Source organism: Mycolicibacterium xanthum, from assembly GCF_019710635.1.
In the GTDB taxonomy this organism is placed as follows: Bacteria; Actinomycetota; Actinomycetes; order Mycobacteriales; family Mycobacteriaceae; genus Mycobacterium; species Mycobacterium xanthum.
The window spans coordinates 1-826 of record NZ_JAIFZS010000147.1 but is presented as its reverse complement, the minus strand read 5'-3'; the positions used below and the strand labels follow the sequence as shown (position 1 = coordinate 826).

The window sequence follows — 826 nt, the reverse complement described above, 5'->3', positions numbered from 1 at the left end:
CGGGCCGGCGTGGGTGGGCACGCGGCGGTTGGCCGCGATGGCCAGCACATATCCCAGCCCGTGGCCGCGCACCGCGGCGCGCAGTTGCGGATGAGCACCGTAGACCTCATCACCGGCCACCCAGGAGGCCGGGACACCGGCGCGTACGGCGCGGTCGATCAGTGACATGGCCAGGGTGGGTTTGGTGGCGAAACCCCGCTTGTCCTGCGGGATTGCCGCATCAGCGCAGCGCTGCGGGTCGTCGGTCCAGGACCTGGGTAGATACAGGGCGCGGTCGATCAGGGCGTGCCCGCGCGGTGCCGCGTAGGTCAGATACACCGCGATTTGGGAGTTCTCGATGCGGCCCGCGGTGCCCGAGTATTGCCGCTGCACCCCGACCGACTGGGTGCCTTTCTTGACGTCGCCGGTCTCATCGACGACCAGGACCGCGCCCGGGTCCCCGAAGGCGTCGATGACGTAGTCACGCAGATCGTCACGGACCTCATCGGCGTCCCAGCTGGCGCGGGCCAGCAGATGCTGCAGACCATCGGGGGTGGCCGCGCCGCGGTGTTCGGCGATCGTCCAGCAATTCTTTCGGTCCAGGCCCGAGACCATGCCCAGGATGAGTTCGCCGGCATGGCGCAACGGTTCGTAGCGGGCGAAGCGCGGCGCGATCCGATCGATCATCGCCGAGTACTCGGTCTGCCACCGGTCAGGGTCTACGCTATGAACCGCGGTGACCGCGGCCAATTCAATTGTCTTCACAAACATCGAACGATGCCGCGGTCACCGCCCTGACCAGCGCAGACACGCCGAAACTCGTCAGCCCCGATCTACGGCTGCAGTA

At 67.6% G+C, this 826-nt stretch carries 1 protein-coding gene; it reads right to left on the bottom strand.

Going from position 1 to position 826, the window contains the following annotated elements; all coding sequences use genetic code 11:
• The coding region (locus JDV09_RS26460; RefSeq protein WP_308124257.1) for an IS701 family transposase at positions 1–663 on the bottom strand (663 nt) is incomplete at its 3' end.
• Between the last annotated feature and the right edge of the window lie 163 nt (positions 664–826).